This is a genomic window from Bradyrhizobium sp. IAR9, from assembly GCF_013408065.1.
Classification (GTDB): Bacteria; Pseudomonadota; Alphaproteobacteria; order Rhizobiales; family Xanthobacteraceae; genus Bradyrhizobium.
Genome location: NZ_JACBZW010000018.1, coordinates 1 through 16045 on the forward strand (window position 1 = coordinate 1; position 16045 = coordinate 16045).

Below are 16045 nucleotides of genomic sequence, written 5' to 3' on the forward strand. Positions count from 1 at the left end.
GAGACCTCGCTGGCAATTGCCGTGACCGCGCCCCTCTCTCCTCATGTCCTCAGCCTCCAAGACCGATAACGCAACAGGCCCACAAGGGGAGAAGGGAAGAATCTACGTGGCGACGATTGCGAACTACGTGCGCCTTGCCAAAAACCGCGTGATCGCCCCACCGAGCTTCGCATTATCCATTGGCTCGGTCAGCGATGCGCGTGCCGTCGCCACCACGTCGTCCGGCGCCTTGCCGTCGCGGAGATCGCAGCACACTTGCGCGAACGCCACGTCGAACTCCGGATGCGGCTGCACGGTCAGCGTGGTGCCGTTGGCGTAGAGCAGGCCGGCATGCGGGGTAAAGTCGGACGACAGGATCGTCAGCGCATCGTTCGGCGGCTCGATCACCTGGTCCTGATGCGAGGCGGCGATGGCGACGGCTTCGCCCTCGACGACGCCGTTCTCCGGCAGCACCTGATAGACATGCCGGCCGATGCCCCAGCCCTTCTCGGATTTGCGCACGGTGCCGCCGAGCGCCTGCGCGATCAGCTGATGGCCGAAGCAGATGCCGACCATCGGCGTCTTGTTGGCGTAAGCGGTGCGGACGAAATCTTCCAGCGGCGCGATCCAGTCGAGCCCGTCATAGACGCCGGCCGCCGCGCCGGTGATCAGCACGGCCTCGAGCTTGCCCGGATCAGGAAGCGCGTCGCCATTCGGGATGCTGACGACGTCCACCGTAGCCGTCGGGTCCTCGGTGCGGACCATGCGTTCGAACATGTCCGGGAACGAGCCGTGCTGCTCCCGATATTTTTGCGGGACCTGCCCGGTCTCGATGATCGTGATGCGTGCCATGTGCCCCCGGAAGGTTGCGAAGCTCAGTCGCTTTCTGCCCGATATTGCTGGTGTGACGCTGTACGCTCCAGCAGTGCGCTTTCCTTGCGGACCTCGTTGAGAAAGGCCTTGGCGAGGCGCGACAGCGGCTCGGCCTCCGACCATAGCATATAGGCGACCGCGTGCGTCGTCGGCGTGAACGGGCGGACGACGAGGCCGCTGCCGCCGTTCTGCCGCGGCGAGTAGGGATCGACCACGGCGGCGCCGACGCCGGCGGCAGCCAGCACGCAGGCCGTGTTGCAGTAGCGCACCTCGACGGTCGGCCGAAACGGCGCGCCGGCGCGGGCAAAACTGTCGCGCACGGCTTCACCCAGCCGCGTGCCGCGTTCGAGCCCGATGAAAGGCAGGCCGGACAGATCCGAAGCCGAGATCACGGGCCTGTCGGCCAGCGGGTGCTGCGGCGGCAGCACGCACACCATCTCGCCGGTATGCACCACCTCGTGCGCGATGCCGGGATGATGCGTCAGGCCGAGCGCGAAGCCGAGTTCGGCGACGCGGCTGAGCACACCTTCGATGATCCCCTCGTAGCGCCGCACGTCGAAGAACACGCGCGTCTCCGGGCGGCGCCGCAGGAATCCTGAGAGCGCGGAGGGAATGATGCTGTAGGCCAGCGGCGGCGTCGCCACGATGGCAAGATGCCCGGAGCGGTTCTCGCGCAGATCGCGCACGCGGTTCTCGAGTTTTGCGTGCAGCGCGAAGATCGCCTCGCTCTCCTTGTACAGCGCCATCGCTTCCGCGGTCGGAAACAGCCGGTTGTTGACACGCTCGAACAAGGCGAAGCCCGCCTGCGCCTCCATCGTCTTCAGCGCATTGCTGACCGCGGGTTGCGACAGGGCCAGCTGGTCCGCGGCGGCGACCGTGGTGCGATGGCGGATGACGGCGCGCAGGATTTCGAGCTGACGCAGGTTCATATCACTGCCGATTATACTCAGGGCCAAAACATCATAGCAGAACGAATTGATTTTGCAGCCCCGCTCGCCCGTAATGGCAGCGGATTTGCACGTCGCATCAAAGGGTTCATTCGCCCATTGAGGCAGCACTGCGCACAGATTGGAGGCAAACTTGGTTCGTGTCCTTCGCGCCGCCGCCGCTCAAATGGGGCCGACGCAAAAAGCCGATACGCGCGAGCATACGCTGTCGCGGATGCTTGCATTGCTTGAGGAGGCGGCCGGCCGCGGCGCGAGCCTCGTGGTGTTCCCCGAGCTTGCCTTCACCACCTTCTTCCCGCGCTGGCTGCTCGAAGGCGAGGCGCTCGACCGCTATTTCGAGCGCGGAATGCCGAACCCTGCGGTGGCAAAATTGTTCGATCGTGCGAGGGCGCTGCGCGTCGGCTTCTATGTCGGTTATGCCGAGCAGACCGCGGACGGCCGCCGCTACAATTGCGCGATCCTGGTCGATCGCGACGGCGAGATCCTGGGCCGCTATCGCAAGGTTCACCTGCCGGGTTCGGTGGAGCCGCGGCCGGGCGCACGCTACCAGCAGCTCGAGAAACGTTATTTCGAATATGGCGATCTCGGCTTTCCCGCCTTCCGCGCCGGCTCGGCCTGGGCCCACGCCATCATGGGCATGATGATCTGCAACGATCGGCGCTGGCCGGAATCCTGGCGCGTGCTCGGTCTGCAGGGCGTCGAGCTCGTCTGCATCGGCTACAATTCGGCGGCCTACGATCCCAATGGCGGCACCACCGAAGACGGCGCCCTGCGCACCTTCCACTCGACGCTGGTGACGCAAGCCAACGCCTACATGAACGCGACCTGGGCAATCTCGGTGGCGAAGGCGGGCGAGGAGGACGGCTCCGGGCTGATCGGCGGCTCCTGCATCGTTGATCCCATTGGGCGTATCGTCGCGCAGGCGCAGACGCTCGCCGATGAAGTGATTGTCGCCGACATCGATCTCGATCTGTGCCGCCAGGGCAAGGACAAGATGTTCAACTTCGCCGCCCACCGGCGGCCGGAGCAATACAGGGTGATCACTGAACGTGCCGGGGTCATCGAGCCGGCCGTTCTCGACGCGGATTGATTTCAAACGGCCGGTCGCGGCGCCAGCCAAAGGAGCTGACATGACACGCCTTTCGCATTTCCTCGCCCTTGCAACCCTGGTTGCCGCGACGTCGGCACAGGCGGCCGAGCTTCCGGCCGAGATCAAGCAGGCGGGCACGCTGAAGCTCACGGTCAACTCCACCTACGCGCCGATGGAATATCGCGATCCCGCGACCAATGAGCTGGTCGGGCTCGACATCGATCTGGCGAACGAGCTCGCCAAGCGGCTCGGCGGCCTCAAGATCGTCTGGAGCGAGACGCCGTTCGCCGAGCTGATCCCCTCGCTTCAGACCAAGCGCGCAGATTTCATCATCTCCGGCATCTCGGACCGCGCCTCGCGGCGCGAGACCGCCGATTTCGTCGATTACCTCGCTACCGGCCCGCAGTTCTTCGTGATGGCGGACAATGCGGCCAAGGACGCGACCGATCTCTGCGGCAAGAAGGTCGGCACCACCCGAAGCACCAGCTTCCCGGTCGAGATCGAGAAGTGGAGCAAGCAGAATTGCGAGCCGGCCGGCAAACCTGCCATCCACTACGTTCCGGGCGAGAACTCGATCGACGTCCGCAACCAACTCAAGCAAGGCCGCATCGACGCCGCCGTGCAGGGCAGCGAGACGCTGCCTTACGCGCAAACGCAGGAGCCCGGAAAATACCGCGTCGTCGGCGAGCCCTTCGCCAAAGGTTACCAAGGCATCATGTTCCGCAAGGACGATGCCGCCCTGCGCGAAGTCGTGACGGAGAAGCTCGCCGCCATGATCGCCGACGGTGCCTACAAGGCGGTTCTCGACAAATGGGGCTTAGGTGCGAACGCTGTGGCCCAGCCCATGCTCAACGCGGCGCCGCAATGAAGCCGGCGCCGGCACTCGCGGAAGGTTTCCCCGATCTGTCGGGGCTGAGCATCGCGCGCGAGCCGCATTGGTTTCGCTGGCTCAGCGCCGCGCTGATCATTCTCGTGCTTGCGGCCATTGCGCGCGCGTTTGCGAACGGGCAGATCGAATGGTCCTATGTCAGCCGCTTCCTGACCGCAAAAGTCATCCTCGAAGGCATCGTCAACACCATGGTGATGGCGGTGCTGGCGATGGCGCTCGGCATCGTGCTCGGCATCGTCGTGGCGATCATGCGGCTGTCGCCCAATCCGGTGCTGAAGACGGTCGCCGCCGGCTACACCTGGCTGTTCCGCGGCACGCCGCTGATCCTGCAACTCTTGCTGTGGTTCAACCTCGCGCTGGTGTTTCCAACCATCGGCATTCCCGGCCTGTGGAGCGCGCGCGCCGTCGACGTCATGACGCCCTTCCTTGCCGCGCTGCTCGGGCTCGGCATCAACCAGGGCGCCTACACCTCCGAGGTGATGCGCGCGGGAATGTTGTCGGTCGACATCGGGCAGTATGAAGCGGCGCAGGCGATCGGCATGGGACGGTTGCGCGCGCTGCGCCGGATCGTGCTGCCGCAGGCGATGCGCGTGGTGATCCCGCCGCTTGGCAACGAGTTCATCGGCATGGTGAAGGCGACCTCGCTTGCGAGCGTCATCCAGTATCCGGAACTGCTGCACAACGCCGAAAACATCTACTACGCCAATTCCCGCGTGATCGAGCTCTTGATTGTCGCCGGGCTCTGGTACCTGCTCGTGGTCTCGATCCTGACCCCGCTCCAGATGCTGCTCGAACGCCGTTTTGCGCGCGGCACATTGCGGCTCGCGCGATGACAAAGCCCCTCGTCGCGATCCGCTCCGTCGCCAAGAATTTTGGCGAGTTCCAGGCTCTCAAAAGCGTCTCGCTCGACGTCTGGCCCGGCGAGGTGATGTGCCTGATCGGCGCCTCCGGCTCGGGCAAGACCACGCTGCTCCGCTGCATCAACCAGCTGGCCACGATCGATGCCGGCGGCATCTGGCTCGACGGCGAATTGCTCGGGGTGCGCGAGCAAAGCGGACGGCTGCATCGCCTCAGCGAGCGCGAGATTGGGCGGCAGAGGCTGAAGACTGGTATGGTGTTCCAGCGCTTCAATTTGTTTCCGCACAAGACGGCGCTGGAGAACATCACCGAAGGTCCGCTCCAGGTTCAGGGCCGCAAGCTAGATGAGGTACGCACTGAAGCGCTCGAGCTGCTGCGCCGCGTCGGATTGTCTGCCAAGGCGGACTCGTATCCCGCACAGCTCTCGGGCGGCCAGCAGCAGCGTGTCGCGATCGCGCGGGCGCTGGCGATGAAGCCGATGCTGATGCTCTTTGATGAACCGACCAGCGCGCTCGATCCCGAGCTCGTCGGCGAGGTGCTCGCCGTCATGAAGGAGCTGGCGCGGAGCGGCATGACCATGATGGTGGTGACGCACGAGCTCGGCTTCGCGCGCGAGGTCGCCGACCACGTCGTCTACATGGACCAGGGCGCGATCGTCGAACAGGGCCGCGCATCGGACGTGTTGGGCGCCCCGCGCGAGGAGCGTACCAGGGCATTTCTTTCGGCTGTGATCTGAACGGGAGCGTGTTGATGAAAAGATTTTTGGTTGCGGCGGTGTTCCTCGGCGTCATCAGTTTGCCCGCGATGGCGATCGATCTGCCCGCGGAGATCGCCAAGCGGGGCAGCATCAAGGTGGCGCTGGTGCCGAACTATCCGCCGATGGAGTTCCGCGATCCCGCGACCAATGCGCTGTCCGGCTTCGACATCGATCTCGGCGAAGCCATCGGCCGCAAGCTCGGCGTCAAGATCGAATGGCAGGAGACGAGCTTTGCCGAGTTCATGCCGTCGATCTCGACCGGGCGCGTGGACGCCATCCTGTCCGGCTTCACCGACTATGCCAGCCGGCACGAGATCGCGTCCTTCGTCGATTATCTGCGCAGCGGTCCGCAGTTCTTCGTGCAGCAGTCGCTCAAGGCGGAGTTCAAGGACGCCGCATCACTCTGCGGCAAGAAGGTTGGCGCCAGTCGCCGCACCATGTTCCCGGCGCAGATTGCGGCGTGGAGCGAAAAGAATTGCGGCAGCAGTCCGATTCAGTTCGTCGGCACCGACGGCTCGGCCGACGCCCGCACCCAGCTGAGGCAAGGCCGCATCGATGCCGCCGCCCAGGGCAACGAGACGCTGCCCTACATCATGGATCTCGAGCCCGGCACCTATGCAACGGTGGGCGAGCCCATCGCACAGCAATTCACCGGCATCGCCCTGCCGGTCAAGGAAAAGGCCTTGCAGCAGGCCATGCTGGAGGCGGTCGACGCGCTGATCGCCGACGGCACCTACAAGACCCTGCTTGCCAAGTGGAAACTCACCGACAACGGATTAGAGAAGGCGACCATCAATGCTGGACAGTAAGGCACTCCAGAGCATCCCGCTCGTCCCGGCCAACACCGCAGATCCCGCGCCGGACTATCCGTGGCCGAAGCCGTACAAGTCGGCGATGTTCCTGTCGTTCGACGTGGACGCCGAGAGCGCGTGGACCAGCAAGGACGCAGTGCACGCCCAGCGGCTCATCACCATGAGCTATGGCGGCTATGAGGCCCGCGTCGGCACGCCAAAACTGCTGGAGCTGCTCGACCAGCTCGATCTCAAGGCCACCTTCTTCGTCACGGGATGGTCGGTCGATGCGCATCCCGCGATGGCCGAGTCCATCCTCAAGGCCGGTCACGAGATCGGACATCACGGCTATCATCATCTGCTGCCCGATCCCGGCGATCCCTGGATCGAGGAGGAGCTGGAGCGCGGTTTCGAGGCGCTGAAGCGCCGGCTCGGCGTCAAGCCGACCGGCTATCGCGCGCCCTACGGCGAGTTCACCGAGGAGCTGCGTGTGGCGCTGGTCCGTCATGGCATCGTCTACACCTCCTCGTTCCGCGACGATGTCAGGCCCTATCGCCACCGTCTCGCCGACGGCAAGCCCGGCACGATCGAGCTGCCGGTCACCGCGAGCTATGACGACTGGATGCATGGTCTCTCCGCCCGCTTCAGCCCGCGCTCGATCTTCCCCAAAGAACATGTGCTCTCGATCTGGAAGGACGAGCTCGACGAGGTCCGCGACTGGGGCGCGATGGTGACGACGGTGCTGCATCCGCAGTGCAGCGGCCGCCCGATGCGGCTGCGGCTGCTGCGCGAATTTCTGACTTACGCAAAGTCGTGCCCGGATGTCTGGATCACCACCGGCGAGAAGATCGCGGAGAATTTTTTGCGCCACGAGGCCGGTAACCGCTAGGGAGCGCCATGACCCGTATCCTCGTCATCAACCCGAACTCCTCGGCCTCGGTAACGGCGGCGATCGACGAGGCGGTCGCGCCGCTGCGGATCGCCGGCGGGCCTGAGATCGAAGTGGTCGGCCTCGCCGAGGGGCCGCCGGGCATCAGCTCGCAGCGCGATGCCGACAGCGTCGTCATGCCGCTGGTGAATCGCGTCGCGCGCGAGGATGCCGATGCCTTCGTGCTCGCCTGCTTCAGCGATCCCGGCCTGCATGCGGTGCGCGAGGCGGCCGGCGGTCGTCCCGTGATGGGCATTGCCGAATGCGGCATCTTTCGCGCGCTGATGCTGGGTGAACGTTTTGGCATCATCGCGCTGTCGCCCTCGAGCATCCGGCGCCAGCAACGGATGGTGCGGCTGATGGGCGTCGACGGCCGCTATGCCGGAAGCTGGTCGGTCGGCGCGAGCGCAGCCGAGACCGCAGCTGCAGATATCCGGGGACGGTTGATCGACGCCGGCCGCGCCCTGGTCACGCAATGCCGCGCCGATGTCGTGGTGATGGGCTGCGCCGGCATGGCCTCGCACCGCGCGGCAATTGCGGAGGCGATTGGCGTGCCAGTGGTCGAGCCAGCGCAGCAGGCGGTCGCCGCTGCGATCGGTGCGGTCCTGCTCAACACGTAGAGCGCAATTATGGGACCCCGCTTTGTGACATCGCTCTGGCCGCGCGCTCGCTGCAACCTCTCCCGCTTGCGGGGGAGGTCGACGCGCGAAGCGCGGCGGGTGGGGGCTCTTTCCTCTCGGGGTCATCGCCTGCGGAGACACCCCCAACCCCAGCCCTTCCCCGCAAGCGGGAGAGGGAGCACACCGCGGCCGCGGCTGCATGTCACCGCACTCAGGAGCCTCTCGTAATGTCTATCTCCCGCCGTTCGCTCCTTAGGGCTGCCGCAGCCATGCCGGCGCTTTCGCTGCCGGGCATCGTGCGCGCCGAATCCCAATCCACGCTGCGCTTCATCCCCGTGATCGACCTCGCTTTCGTCGATCCCATCTACTCGACCGCGCAGGTGTCGCGGAACCACGGCTTCATGGTCTACGACACGCTCTATGGCATGAGCGCCTCGCTCCAGGTCTCGCCGCAGATGCTGTCGGGTCATGTCATTTCCGGTGACGGGCTGCAGTGGGACCTCAGCTTGCGCGACGGCCTGTTCTGGCACGATGGCGAGCGCGTGCTCGCGCGCGACTGCGTGGCGAGCATCCGCCGCTGGGCCGCACGCGACGGTTTTGGCGGTGAGCTGATGGAGGCGACCGACGAGCTGTCCGCCGCCGACGACCGCATCATCCGCTTTCGTCTCAAGCGTCCGTTCCCGCTGCTGCCGCAGGCGCTCGGCAAGGCCGCAATCAATGCCTGCTTCATGATGCCGGAGCGGCTGGCGAGCCAGGATCCGTTCAAGCCGCTGACCGAGGTGATCGGCAGCGGCCCGTTCCGCTACCTCGCTGACGAGCGCGTGCAGGGGGCGCGCAACGCCTACGCCAAATTCGAGCGCTATCAGCCGCGAACCGACGGCAAGCCGGATTGGACCGCGGGTCCGAAGATCGTGCACTATGATCGCGTGGTCTGGACCACCACGCCCGACGCCGGCACCGGCGTCGCTGCGCTGCAGACCGGCGAGCAGGATTGGCAGGAGACCACCCCGCACGATCTGCTCCCGATCATCAAGGCCGCCGGTGACATCGAGACGCGCATCCTCGATCCCCGTGGTTACGCCTGCATGCTGCGCCTCAATCACCTGCAGCCGCCGTTCGACAATCCCGCCATCCGCCGCGCACTGCTCGGCGCGATCGACCAGTCCGCGTTCATGACGGCGGTGGCCGGCGTCGATCCCGCCTTCCAGGTCTCGCCGATCGGCTACTTCGCGCCTGGTACCCCGATGGCGAGCGAGGTCGGGCTCGACGTGTTCCGCGGGCCCCGCGACTACGCCAAGGTCAAGGCCGATCTGAAGGCGGCCGGCTATAATGGCGAGAAGATCGTGGTGCTCGTGCCCACCAATTCGCTGGCGCAGAAGCCGCTCGGCGAGATCGCGGTCGATAGCTTGCGCAAGGCCGGCATGAACGTCGAATATGCCGGGCTCGACTTCGCCGTCGTGTTGCAGCGCCAGCTCAAGAAGGATCCGATCGGGCAGGGCGGCTGGAGTGCGGCGGTCGGCAATTGGCAGGGCATCGACTGGCTCAACCCGGCCGGCAACACCAACATCCGCGGCGAAGGCAAGGTCGCCGGCTGGTATGCGAGCGAGAGGATGGGGCCCTTGCGCAGCCAGTGGCTGGCGGCGTCCGAGCTCGCCGAGCAGCAGCGCATCTGCCGTCAGGTCCAGGCGGTGGCGTTCGAGGAGATTCCCTACATCCCGATCGGCCTGTACAAGCAGCCGACCGCCTATCGCAAAGCCATCACCGGCATTCTCGACGGCACCGCCGTCTTCTGGAACGTACGCCCCGCATGAGCACCATCGCAATCTTCGGCAGCTATGTGCTGTCACGGAAAGACGGCGCGCAGGATGTGCTGCGCGACCATTGGGTCCTGATCGAAGGCAAGAAGATCGCCGCGGTCACGCGCGACAAGCCGCGTGCCGATGAGGTCTACGATCGCCCCGGCCGCTTCGTGCTGCCGGGCCTGCTCAATCTGCACAATCACTGTTTTAGCGAGGCGGTAGCGCGCAGCCACACTGAGGACGGCAACGGCCGCAAGAACAACCAGAGCATCGTCTACACGGTGCTGTTGCCGCTGACCAAGCGTGGCGCCGATATCTTGTCGGCGGAAGAACGTATGGCGGTGGCGCGGCTCGGCATCCTCCAGCTGCTCAAGGGTGGCGCCACCACGGTGATGGAGCCGTTCCGGAATTCGATTCCGGAGATGTTCGACGCCGCCGAGGAGATGGGCATCCGCTTCTACGGCGCGCCCTATCTGTTCTCGACGTCGGATGCCAAGGCGGGCCCGGACGGCGTGGTGCGTTATTCCGGCGATGACGGCGCCGCCGACATGGCGACCTGGGATGCGCTCTACCAGCGCTGGAACAAGCGCGGCGATGGCCGCATCGGCCTCGCCATGAGCCCGCACGCCACCGACACCTGCGGCCCCGATCTCCTGAAAGCTTGCGCCGCGCGAGCGCGCGAGCTCGGCGTGCCCATCACGACGCATATGGCGCAGAGCCGCGCCGAGGTCGAGACCATCGGCAAGCGCTATGGCGGCCGCACGCCGGCGGAGTATCTGGACTGGCTCGGCCTGCTCGCGCCCGACCTGATGGCCGCGCATTGCATGTTCAGCACCGACGACGATCTCAAGCTGATGGCCGCGCGCGGCATGACCGTGCTGAACTGCCCGCGCGTGTTCGCGCGCGCCGGCGTCACCGCGGCCTTCAGCCGGTTCGCCGAGCATGGCGTGCGCACCGTGGTCGGTACCGACGGCTACAACACGGACCTGCTCGGCGAGCTCAATGCGGCGTCACTGATCTCCAAGACCACCTCGCAGCGCGCCGATGTCGCCAATTCGCCCGAGTTGATCGAAGCGAACACGATTGTCGCCGCCGACGTCATCAGGCGGCCCGATCTCGGCCGGATCGAGCCGGGCGCGACCGCCGATCTGACCGTCGTCGATCTCACCCATCCGCATCTCCAGCCGCTGTTCGATCCCCGCCGCGCGCTGATCGCGCTCGCCAACCGCGCCAATATCGATCAGGTCATGGTCGACGGCCGCGTGCTGGTCGACGAGGGGCGCTATCTCGGCGCCGACGAAGTAGCGATCACAGCCGCCGGCAGCGCCGCGATCGGCAAGATCTGGGACCTGCCGGAGGCGCAGGCGGCGTTCAACGGCTGAGCGCCGCTGGTGCCACGAAAAAGGTGCGCTCCCTCTCCCGCTTGCGGGAGAGGGCTCTCTCCGACCGGGGACACTCCCGATGCGGAGAGAGCCCCCACCCGGCGCTTCGCGCCGACCTCCCCCGCAAGCGGGAGAGGTTGCCAGCGAGTCTGTGGCTGCATCGTTCCGACCCATGCCCTAGCCCTCGAACTCCATCAGCGCCTTGCGCATGGTCTCGACGAGATCCAGCGCCACCGGCGACGGACTGCGCTGTGCCGGAAATACCGCCGAGAATTCGAAGTCGATGCGCGGCAGGAAGCGCCGCACGACGACGCCGCGCGTGGCAAATTCCTGCGCGGTGAAGGGATCGCAGATCGAGACCCCGAGCCCGGATGACACCATCCCGCACATGATCTCCGACAGCGTGGTCTCCACCCGCAACACGCGGCGGACGTCGCTGCGGTGAAAGACCTGGTCGACGAGGTGGCGGCTCGACGATCCCGCCGACAGCGAGATGAACGTCTCACCCTCGAAATCGCGTGGCTCCAGCACTTCTTTCTCCGCGAGGCGATGTCCGGTCGGCAGCACCGCGACGCGCGCCAGCGCCGGCAGCCGCAGGCTCGGCAGGCCGGAATGGGCAATCGGCACCTCGGCGAAGCCGATGTCGCATTGATTGTTCAAAACCCAGTCGACCACGATCGGCGAGATCACTCCGAAGAAGGCCAGGTTGAGGTTGGGCCGTTCCATCAGGAAGTGCCCGGCAAGCCGCGGCAGATAGCCGTTCGCCAGCGCCGGCAGCGCGGCGATGCGCAGCGAGCCGGTGCGGCGTCCCCGGATTTCTTCGGCCGCAGCCGTGATGCGTTCGAGACCGACGAAGGACCGTTCGACTTCGGTGTAGAGCGCCATTGCCGCGGCGGTCGGCACGAGGCCGGTGCCGCGCCGCTCGAACAGCTCCATCTTCAACAGCGCCTGGAAGTCGCGCAGCAACCGGCTGACAGCCGGCTGCGTCACCACCATCAGCTTCGCGGCCTCGGTGACGCTGCCGGTCAGCATGGTCGCGCGGAAGGCCTCCACCTGCCGCGAATTGATCCGCGCCATTCCAAACATCCATAACATTTAGGCATACAGAGGTTGCCATTATTCATTGGACGATGGAAGTATAGGTTGCGATCTTTTTCATCAGGACTGGAGACAGCCCGCTTTTTCGGCAGATTGGAGGGGTTCAAGCCTCCAGATCGCGCCAAAACCCGCCGAATGGGCGCCGGAGCCCTGTTTGGAGACGGGATTGCGCGGAAGGAAATGCGGAAGAGGCTTCAGCCAGCGAGACTCGTCGGCACGTCACCTCATTCCGGTATGGAGATCGGTCCACATGAAGACTTTTCGCCTTCTGACCGCGGTCAGCATCGCAGCGCTCATTGCCGCCCCCTCAGTCGCTTCGGCCCAGCAAAAGACTCTCTACGTCGCCGGCTATGGCGGCTCGTTCGAGAAGACGATCCGCGACGAGGTGATCCCCGCCTTCGAGAAGGAGAACGGCGTCAAGGTCGAGTATGTCGCCGGCAACTCCACCGACACGCTGGCCAAGCTCCAGGCGCAGAAGGGCAACCAGCAGATCGACGTCGCCATCGTCGATGACGGCCCGATGTACCAGGCGATTCAGCTCGGCTTCTGCGGCAAGCTCGAGGGGCTGCCGGCCGATCTCTACGACACCGCGCGCTTCAAGGACGATCGTGCCGTCGCGATCGGCATCGTCGCGACCGGGCTGATGTACAACACCAAGGTGTTCAAGGAGAAAGGCTGGGCGCCGCCGACCTCCTGGAATGACCTGAAGGACACGAAATACGCCAAGCAGCTCGTGATCCCGCCGATCAACAACACCTACGGCCTCGAAGCGCTGGTGATGCTGTCGAAGATGAACGGCGGCGGCGAGACCAATGTCGATTCCGGCTTCAAGATCTTCAAGGAACAGATCAATCCGAACGTGCTCGCCTACGAGCCGTCGCCGGGCAAGATGACCGAGCTGTTCCAGTCCGGCCAGGCCGTGATCGCGGTGTGGGGCACCGGCCGCGTGCAGAGCTTTGCCAATACCGGTTTCCCCGTCGACTTCGTCTACCCGAAGGAAGGTGCCGCGACGCTGCTGACGACGGCCTGTCCGATCACCAAGCCCAACGCCTCGCCGCTGGCAGCAAGCTTCGTCAAGATGCTGCTCGACCCAAAAATCCAGCTCGTGATGCTGAAGGATTACGGCTACGGCCCGGTGCTGAAGTCGCTGGTGATCCCGCCCGAGCTCGGAAAGATGGCGCCGATCGGCGAGCGTGCGGCCAAGCTCTATAATCCGGACTGGACCGTCATCAACGAGAAGCGCGAGGAGTGGACCAAGCGCTGGAATCGCGAGGTCGAGCGTTGATCTGATCGTCGCAGCGGAGACAGCGTATGGCCTATCTCAAGCTCGATCGGGTCGCCAAGCAATTCGGGGCGCAGACTGTGGTCGACGACTTCAGTCTGTCGGTGGGGAAGGGGGAGTTCATCTCCTTCCTCGGCCCCTCCGGCTGCGGCAAGACCACGACGTTGCAGATGATCGCGGGCTTCCTCGATCCCACCCGCGGCGCCATCCGCCTCGAGGGCAAGGACCTGACTGCGATCCATCCGGCCAAGCGTGGCCTCGGCATCGTGTTCCAGAGCTACGCGCTGTTTCCGCACATGACGGCGGCGGAGAACGTCGCCTTCGGTCTCGAGATGCGCAACGTGCCGCGCACTGAACGAGCCGAGCGCGTTCGTGCCGCGCTCGCGATGGTCGGCCTTGCCGGCTTTGAGGACCGTCATCCCCGCCGCATGTCCGGCGGCCAGCAGCAGCGCGTGGCACTCGCCCGCGCGCTGGTGATCAAGCCGAGCGTGCTCTTGCTCGACGAGCCGCTGTCCAATCTCGACGCAAAACTGCGCGAGGAGATGCAGATCGAGCTGCGCCAGATCCAGCGCACCATCGGCACCACCACGATCCTCGTGACCCATGACCAGAACGAGGCGATGTCGCTGTCCGACCGCATCGTGGTGATGAGCCAGGGCAAGATCGAGCAGATCGGCACGCCGCAGGAGACCTATGAGAAGCCGGCCTCGGCCTTCGTCTCGCAATTTCTCGGCAAGACCAACGATTTTGCCGCGGCGGTCGATCGGACCGCTACGCCAGCGCGGGTGACGGCGGGCTCCTGGAGCGCGCCGGCCCCGGCGGGCCTCAGCGGCCCCGTCACTGTCAGCATCCGTCCTGAAAGAATCGGCTTCGGCAATGCCGGCCTCAGCGCAAAAATCGTCACGCGTATCTTCCAGGGCAATCACTGGCTTTTCCAGTGCGACAGCGAATGCGGCCCCGCGATCGTGATCCGCCAGAATGACGGCAAGGCGCAGCCGGCCGAGGGCGAGGCGGTTCACCTCGCCTGGCGACCCGAAGACATGAGCGTCCGCGCGAGGGCCGGCGCATGAGCGCGGTCGCCGAGGAGCGCAGCCCGCGTGCGCCATGGGCGCTGACGGCGCCCGCCCTGATGTTGTTCGTCGGTGTGCTGCTGATTCCGCTGGCGATGACGGTGATGCTGTCGTTCCACGATTGGGGCCAATACAAGGGCATCGAGCCGGTCTTCATCCTCAAGAACTGGCACGAGATCGCGACCGATCCCTATTACGCCGAGATGTTCTGGCGCACCTTTCGCATCGCGATCCTGACCACGCTGCTCACCGCGCTGCTCGGGGCGCCCGAAGCCTACATCCTCAATCGCATGAGCGGGCGCTGGAAGAGCTTCTTCCTGCTTGTCATTCTCGGACCGCTCTTGATCTCCGTGGTGGCGCGCACGCTGGGCTGGGCGCTGTTGTTCGGCGGCAACAACGGCCTCGTCAACAAGCTCCTGATGTCGCTTGGGGTGATGCGTTCCCCCATTCCCTTCATGTTTACCGAGACGGGCATGATCATCGCGCTCGCACATGTGATGATGCCGTTCATGGTGCTCTCGGTGTGGGCGGCGCTGCAGCGGCTTGATCCGCAGATCGAGAATGCCGCGATGTCGCTCGGTGCGGGTCCCGCCACCATCATCCGGCGCATCATCATGCCGCAGATCATGCCGGGTGTGCTGTCGGGTGCGATCATCGTGTTTTCGCTCTCGGCCAGCGCGTTTGCGACGCCCGCAATCATCGGCGGCCGCCGGCTCAAGGTCGCGGCGACGCTCGCCTATGACGAATTTCTCAACACGCTGAACTGGCCGCTGGGTGCGGCGGTCGCCACGCTCCTGCTGGTCGCGCTGGTGCTGATCGTCGTCGGCAGCAACGCGCTGATCGAGCGGCGCTACGCGGAGGTGTTCCGATGAGACGGAACGGCCCGCTGGCGCTGATCTTCCATACCTTCTTCGTCATCGTCATGGTGGCGCCGATCCTGGTGGTCTGTCTCGTCGCCTTCACGCCCGAAGGCTTCCTGTCGCTGCCGACCAACGGCTTCTCGCTGCGCTGGTTCAGGACGATCGCGAACTATCCCGAATTCATCCACGCCTTCTGGGTCAGCCTTGGCCTCGGCGCGCTGTCATCCTTCGTCGCGCTGCTCTTCGCGGTGCCGGCGGCATTGGCGATCGCGCGCTATCGATTCCGCGGCCGTGATGCGCTGGCCGCGCTGTTCCTCTCGCCGCTGATGATCCCGCATGTCGTGCTCGGCATCGCTTTCCTGCGCTTCTTCACCTCGGCTGGCCTCGGCGGCAGTTTTGCCGCGCTGATCATCGCGCATGTCATCATCGTGTTTCCCTTCGCGCTGCGGCTGACGCTTGCGGCCGCGACGGGCATGGACCGCACGGTCGAGATAGCCGCGGTCTCGCTCGGCGCCGGCGGCTGGACGCTGTTTCGCCGCGTGACCCTGCCGCTGATCCTGCCCGGCGTCATCAGCGGCTGGGCGCTCGCCTTCATCCAGTCCTTCGACGATCTGACCATGACCGTCTTCCTCGCGGCACCCGGCACCGAGACGTTGCCGGTGCGCATGTTCCTTTATATCCAGGACAACATCGATCCGCTGGTGACGTCGGTCTCGGCCTGCGTGATCGCTGTGACCATGACCGCTCTCATTCTGCTTGACCGCTTCTACGGGCTCGACCGCGTGCTCGCCGGCAAAGGCGATACGGGGCGATAGGAGAACT

Annotated in this window: 16 protein-coding genes; 13 read left to right on the forward strand and 3 right to left on the reverse strand. The window is 65.4% G+C overall.

Features of this window, described 5'->3' with window-relative positions; all coding sequences use genetic code 11:
* Positions 1-123: 123 nt before the first annotated feature.
* A complete protein-coding gene (locus tag GGD67_RS34135) occupies positions 124-831 on the reverse strand; it encodes a type 1 glutamine amidotransferase (RefSeq protein ID WP_179738911.1) in 708 nt (235 codons plus the stop codon).
* A 23-nt stretch (positions 832-854) separates the two neighbouring features.
* Positions 855-1781 carry a LysR family transcriptional regulator gene (locus tag GGD67_RS34140; protein ID WP_179738912.1) on the reverse strand — a complete coding sequence of 309 codons (927 nt, stop codon included), beginning with the start codon at positions 1779-1781 and terminating at the stop codon, positions 855-857.
* 151 nt (positions 1782-1932) lie between these two features.
* Here GGD67_RS34140 and GGD67_RS34145 point away from each other — a divergent pair, with 151 nt between their 5' ends.
* The 9 genes from GGD67_RS34145 to GGD67_RS34185 all read left to right on the forward strand — a co-directional run bounded on the left by GGD67_RS34145 (position 1933) and on the right by GGD67_RS34185 (position 10913).
* Entirely contained in the window at positions 1933-2889 is a 957-nt protein-coding gene (locus tag GGD67_RS34145) for an N-carbamoyl-D-amino-acid hydrolase (RefSeq protein ID WP_179738914.1), read from the forward strand.
* A gap of 40 nt (positions 2890-2929) precedes the next feature.
* The gene (locus tag GGD67_RS34150) at positions 2930-3757 is read left to right on the forward strand and encodes an ABC transporter substrate-binding protein (protein WP_179738916.1); all 828 of its coding nucleotides are present in this window, start codon (positions 2930-2932) and stop codon (positions 3755-3757) included.
* Positions 3754-4611, forward strand: a complete 858-nt coding sequence (locus GGD67_RS34155; protein WP_026201902.1) for an amino acid ABC transporter permease — start codon at positions 3754-3756, stop codon at positions 4609-4611. Before GGD67_RS34150 ends, GGD67_RS34155 begins: the two co-directional genes overlap by 4 nt.
* Positions 4608-5372, forward strand: a complete 765-nt coding sequence (locus tag GGD67_RS34160) for an amino acid ABC transporter ATP-binding protein (protein ID WP_179738918.1) — start codon at positions 4608-4610, stop codon at positions 5370-5372. The genes GGD67_RS34155 and GGD67_RS34160 overlap by 4 nt, the downstream gene beginning before the upstream one ends.
* Positions 5373-5386: 14 nt before the next feature.
* Positions 5387-6202, forward strand: a complete 816-nt coding sequence (locus GGD67_RS34165) for an ABC transporter substrate-binding protein (protein ID WP_179738920.1) — start codon at positions 5387-5389, stop codon at positions 6200-6202.
* Entirely contained in the window at positions 6189-7073 is an 885-nt protein-coding gene (locus GGD67_RS34170) for a polysaccharide deacetylase (protein WP_179738922.1), read from the forward strand. The genes GGD67_RS34165 and GGD67_RS34170 overlap by 14 nt, the downstream gene beginning before the upstream one ends.
* 8 nt (positions 7074-7081) lie before the next feature.
* On the forward strand, positions 7082-7732 hold the full coding sequence (locus tag GGD67_RS34175) for an aspartate/glutamate racemase family protein (protein ID WP_179738923.1): 651 nt from the start codon (positions 7082-7084) through the stop codon (positions 7730-7732).
* A 227-nt stretch (positions 7733-7959) separates the two neighbouring features.
* Positions 7960-9543 carry an ABC transporter substrate-binding protein gene (locus GGD67_RS34180; protein WP_179738925.1) on the forward strand — a complete coding sequence of 528 codons (1584 nt, stop codon included), beginning with the start codon at positions 7960-7962 and terminating at the stop codon, positions 9541-9543.
* The gene (locus tag GGD67_RS34185; RefSeq protein ID WP_179738935.1) at positions 9540-10913 is read left to right on the forward strand and encodes an amidohydrolase family protein; all 1374 of its coding nucleotides are present in this window, start codon (positions 9540-9542) and stop codon (positions 10911-10913) included. Before GGD67_RS34180 ends, GGD67_RS34185 begins: the two co-directional genes overlap by 4 nt.
* A 177-nt stretch (positions 10914-11090) precedes the next feature.
* Here GGD67_RS34185 and GGD67_RS34190 read toward each other — a convergent pair whose 3' ends face one another.
* On the reverse strand, positions 11091-11990 hold the full coding sequence (locus GGD67_RS34190; RefSeq protein WP_179738937.1) for a LysR substrate-binding domain-containing protein: 900 nt from the start codon (positions 11988-11990) through the stop codon (positions 11091-11093).
* Between the two features lie 271 nt (positions 11991-12261).
* Between GGD67_RS34190 and GGD67_RS34195 the strand changes: the two genes are divergently transcribed.
* From GGD67_RS34195 to GGD67_RS34210, 4 genes are read left to right on the forward strand one after another with little or no spacing between them, the layout of a single operon-like run.
* Positions 12262-13296 (forward strand): ABC transporter substrate-binding protein, encoded by a 1035-nt coding sequence (locus GGD67_RS34195; protein ID WP_179738939.1) that lies wholly within the window; start codon positions 12262-12264, stop codon positions 13294-13296.
* A gap of 26 nt (positions 13297-13322) precedes the next feature.
* Positions 13323-14363 (forward strand): ABC transporter ATP-binding protein, encoded by a 1041-nt coding sequence (locus GGD67_RS34200; protein ID WP_179738942.1) that lies wholly within the window; start codon positions 13323-13325, stop codon positions 14361-14363.
* A complete protein-coding gene (locus tag GGD67_RS34205; RefSeq protein WP_179738944.1) occupies positions 14360-15235 on the forward strand; it encodes an ABC transporter permease in 876 nt (291 codons plus the stop codon). The genes GGD67_RS34200 and GGD67_RS34205 overlap by 4 nt, the downstream gene beginning before the upstream one ends.
* On the forward strand, positions 15232-16038 hold the full coding sequence (locus GGD67_RS34210; RefSeq protein ID WP_091956396.1) for an ABC transporter permease: 807 nt from the start codon (positions 15232-15234) through the stop codon (positions 16036-16038). The genes GGD67_RS34205 and GGD67_RS34210 overlap by 4 nt, the downstream gene beginning before the upstream one ends.
* Positions 16039-16045: the final 7 nt, after the last annotated feature.

Excerpts from the sequence above, each read along its gene's own strand:
- GGD67_RS34135 (WP_179738911.1), bottom strand. The coding sequence starts at position 831 with ATGGCACGCATCACGATCATCGAGACCGGGCAGGTCCCGCAAAAATAT.
- GGD67_RS34140 (WP_179738912.1), bottom strand. The coding sequence starts at position 1,781 with ATGAACCTGCGTCAGCTCGAAATCCTGCGCGCCGTCATCCGCCATCGC.
- GGD67_RS34150 (WP_179738916.1), top strand. The coding sequence starts at position 2,930 with ATGACACGCCTTTCGCATTTCCTCGCCCTTGCAACCCTGGTTGCCGCG.
- GGD67_RS34155 (WP_026201902.1), top strand. The coding sequence starts at position 3,754 with ATGAAGCCGGCGCCGGCACTCGCGGAAGGTTTCCCCGATCTGTCGGGG.
- GGD67_RS34160 (WP_179738918.1), top strand. The coding sequence starts at position 4,608 with ATGACAAAGCCCCTCGTCGCGATCCGCTCCGTCGCCAAGAATTTTGGC.
- GGD67_RS34165 (WP_179738920.1), top strand. The coding sequence starts at position 5,387 with ATGAAAAGATTTTTGGTTGCGGCGGTGTTCCTCGGCGTCATCAGTTTG.
- GGD67_RS34170 (WP_179738922.1), top strand. The coding sequence starts at position 6,189 with ATGCTGGACAGTAAGGCACTCCAGAGCATCCCGCTCGTCCCGGCCAAC.
- GGD67_RS34175 (WP_179738923.1), top strand. The coding sequence starts at position 7,082 with ATGACCCGTATCCTCGTCATCAACCCGAACTCCTCGGCCTCGGTAACG.
- GGD67_RS34180 (WP_179738925.1), top strand. The coding sequence starts at position 7,960 with ATGTCTATCTCCCGCCGTTCGCTCCTTAGGGCTGCCGCAGCCATGCCG.
- GGD67_RS34185 (WP_179738935.1), top strand. The coding sequence starts at position 9,540 with ATGAGCACCATCGCAATCTTCGGCAGCTATGTGCTGTCACGGAAAGAC.
- GGD67_RS34190 (WP_179738937.1), bottom strand. The coding sequence starts at position 11,990 with ATGGCGCGGATCAATTCGCGGCAGGTGGAGGCCTTCCGCGCGACCATG.
- GGD67_RS34195 (WP_179738939.1), top strand. The coding sequence starts at position 12,262 with ATGAAGACTTTTCGCCTTCTGACCGCGGTCAGCATCGCAGCGCTCATT.
- GGD67_RS34200 (WP_179738942.1), top strand. The coding sequence starts at position 13,323 with ATGGCCTATCTCAAGCTCGATCGGGTCGCCAAGCAATTCGGGGCGCAG.
- GGD67_RS34205 (WP_179738944.1), top strand. The coding sequence starts at position 14,360 with ATGAGCGCGGTCGCCGAGGAGCGCAGCCCGCGTGCGCCATGGGCGCTG.
- GGD67_RS34210 (WP_091956396.1), top strand. The coding sequence starts at position 15,232 with ATGAGACGGAACGGCCCGCTGGCGCTGATCTTCCATACCTTCTTCGTC.